General features: G+C 75.6%; 2 protein-coding genes and 1 pseudogene. 1 reads left to right on the top strand and 2 read right to left on the bottom strand.

The window, feature by feature from the left end; genetic code table 11:
- Positions 1-61: 61 nt before the first annotated feature.
- Together ABZ371_RS05375 and ABZ371_RS05370 are read right to left on the bottom strand one after the other, a co-directional pair.
- Positions 62-541 carry a heme-degrading domain-containing protein gene (locus ABZ371_RS05375; protein WP_358673771.1) on the bottom strand — a complete coding sequence of 160 codons (480 nt, stop codon included), beginning with the start codon at positions 539-541 and terminating at the stop codon, positions 62-64.
- On the bottom strand, positions 538-1,644 hold the full coding sequence (locus tag ABZ371_RS05370; RefSeq protein ID WP_358673768.1) for a Gfo/Idh/MocA family oxidoreductase: 1,107 nt from the start codon (positions 1,642-1,644) through the stop codon (positions 538-540). Before ABZ371_RS05370 ends, ABZ371_RS05375 begins: the two co-directional genes overlap by 4 nt.
- Positions 1,645-1,700: 56 nt before the next feature.
- On the opposite strand from ABZ371_RS05370, the pseudogene ABZ371_RS05365 reads away from it, so the two are divergent.
- A pseudogene (locus ABZ371_RS05365) lies at positions 1,701-2,813 on the top strand (ROK family transcriptional regulator); the annotation flags it as partial.
- Positions 2,814-2,948 lie beyond the last annotated feature (135 nt).

Raw genomic sequence — 2,948 nt, 5'->3', positions numbered from 1 at the left:
CCGGGCGGGCGGGGCGGCCCCCCGCCCCCCCCCCCACCCCTCCGTCCCTTCTCCGTCACCCTCAGGTGGTGCGGCGGGTGGCGAACTGCTCCAGCGCCTCCACCACCAGCGCGTGGTCCTCGGCCTGCGGCAGACCGGACACCGTGACCGTGCCGATCACCCCGGCGCCCTCCACCGCGATCGGGAACGAACCGCCGTGCGCGGCGTACGTGTCCGGGTCCAGCCGGGAGGACTCCTCGAAGGTCGTGCCCTTGGCCCGGAAGCGGGTCCCCACCAGGTAGGAGCTCTCCCCGTAGCGTTCCACCACCCTGCGCTTGCGGTCGATCCACGCGTCGTTGTCCGCGCTCGAACCCGGCAGCGCGGCGTGGAAGAGCTGCTGCGCGCCCCGCCGGATGTCGATCGCGACCGGGGCGTGCCGGTCGCGGGCCAGCGCGACCAGCAGGCCGCCCAGCGCGTAGGCGTCGTCGTAGCCGAAGTGCGGCAGCGTCAGGCGCCGCTCCTGGGCGATCAGCTCGGAGATGGTCGGAGCGCTGGGATTCACGCGTGCTGCTCCTCGTCGTGGTGCGGAAGAAGGGTCACGGACACGCCCTCGCGGGCCGAGCGGCGCGCGGCCTCCAGGACGTCCAGGGTGGCGGCCGCCTGGAGCGCCGTCACCGGGTTCTCGCCGGTGCCGCGCAGCGCGGCGGCGACGGCCGAGTAGTACGCCGGGTAGTCGCCGGGCAGCGTGCGGACCGGGTCGCCGCCGCCCGTCAACGGGGACTCGCCCGCGCCCAGGCGCCCCCACAGCTCCTCGGGCTCCTCGCCCCACGGCTCACCGGCCACCGGGCGGGCTCCCTCGCGCAGGGCCGCCTCCTGCGGATCCAGGCCGTACTTCACGTAGCCCGCCTTCGAGCCGAGGACCCGGAAGCGCGGGCCGAGCTGGGCCGTGGTGGCGCTGGCGTACAGGTGGGAGCGGACACCGTTGACGTGCGTGAGCGCGACGAACGTGTCGTCGTCGGCCGCCGCACCCGGACGGCGGACGTCGGACTCCGCGTACACCTGCACCACCGGCCCGAACAGCGTCAGCGCCTGGTCCACGACGTGGCTGCCCAGGTCGTACAGCAGCCCGCCGATCTCCTGCGGGTCGCCGGACTCGCGCCAGCCGCCCTTGAGCTGCGGGCGCCACCGCTCGAAGCGGGACTCGAACCGCTGGACGTCACCGAGCCGCCCGTCCTGGATCAGGCGGGCGAGCGTGCGGAAGTCGTTGTCCCAGCGGCGGTTCTGGAAGACCGAGAGCAGGAGCCCCCGCTCGCCGGCCAGCCCGGCCAGCTCCCTGGCCTCGGCGGCCGTACCCGCGAGCGGCTTGTCCACGACCACGGGGAGCCCGGCCTCCAGGGCGGCCCGCGCGATCGGGACGTGTGTCCTGTTGGGGGAGGCGACCACGACCAGGTCGAGCTCGCCCGCCCGCGCGAGCAGTTCCTCGGCGGAGGACGCGAGCCGCACACCGGGGAACTCGGCGCGGGCCTGGGCCCGCCGCTCCTCGTTCGACGTGACGACCGTGTCGAGGACGAGGCCCCCGGTCGCCGAGATCAGGGGGGCGTGGAAGACGGACCCCGCCAGGCCGTAGCCCACGAGTCCGACGCGCAGAGCAGCGTTGGCAGTCATACCGACCACTTAAGCAACGCTGTTGCCAAAGTGCAAGCGAGGGGGACAATGGGGCGGTGAACAGGAGCAGCAGCAGGAGCGGCGGAGTGAACCTCCCGGCCCTGCGCCACCACAACGCCTCGCTCGTGCTCGACCTGCTGCGCGTGGCCGGTGAGCAGGGGATCAGCCGGCTGGAGCTCGCCGACCGCACCGGGCTCACCCCGCAGGCCGTCAGCAAGATCACCGCCAGGCTGCGCACCGAGGGCCTCGCCGCCGAGGCCGGCCACCGCGCGTCCACGGGCGGCAAGCCCCGCACGGTGCTGCGGCTGGTACCCGACGCGGGGTACGCGGTGGGGCTCCACCTGGACCGCGACGAACTGACCGCCGTCCTGGTCGACCTCGCCGGCACCCCGGTCGCGGCCCGGACCGCCCCGCTCGACCTCGGGGCGCCCGCCGCCGACGTCCTCACGACGGCGGCCCACGCGGTCCAGACGGTACGGGCGGACGGCCCCGGGAGCGGGGACCGGCCGGTCCTCGGCGTGGGCGCCGCCCTGCCGGGGCCCCTGGACCACCGCAGCGGCGTCCTCCACCGCGTCACGGGCTACCCCGGGTGGAACGGCTACCGGCTGCGGGACGCCCTCGCCGCACGGATCGGGATGCCCGTCGTCGTCGACAAGGACACCAACGCCGCCGCACTCGGCCTCGCCCTGCGGGAACGGACCGACACCGACTTCGCGTACCTGCACCTGGGCACCGGACTCGGTGCCGGCCTGGTCCTCGGCGGGACACTGCACCGCGGAGCCCGGACCGGCGCGGGGGAGTTCGGCCACCAGACCCTCCAGCTCGACGGCCCTGCGTGCGGCTGCGGAGGGCGCGGCTGCATCGAGGCACTCTGTCTGGCCGCCGCCGCCCGCGGCGACATCGCCGAGGCCGCCCGGGTCCTCGGGGCGGGCGCCGCCAACCTCGTGGGCCTGCTCGACATCGACCGCATCGTCCTCGGCGGCCGCACCGTCGCCGCCGACGAGGACGCGTACGTGAGCGGGGTGCGCGCGGTGGTCGAGGAGCGCGCCCGCCGCGAGGGCGCCGTCGTGCCCGTCCCGGTCACCGTCGCGGGTGGCGGCGACCGCCCGGTGGCCGAGGGCGCCGCCCAGCTGGTCCTGGCTCCGCTCTTCGGCCGGGCGGGTGAGGGCGGCGACCGGGAGCCGGGCTCGGAGGCCCCCGAGCGTCGGGGTGACAATCAGCACCTCGGGTACGGCCACGGGATCCACTACTGCCTGGGAGCGCCGCTGGCCCGTCTGGAGGGGCGGACGGCGCTGGCCACCCTG

The sequence above is a fragment of the Streptomyces sp. NPDC005899 genome, assembly GCF_040629645.1.
Classification (GTDB): Bacteria; Actinomycetota; Actinomycetes; order Streptomycetales; family Streptomycetaceae; genus Streptomyces.
The sequence above is the reverse complement of the archived record's forward strand: the minus strand, read 5'-3'. Positions and strand labels throughout refer to the sequence as shown.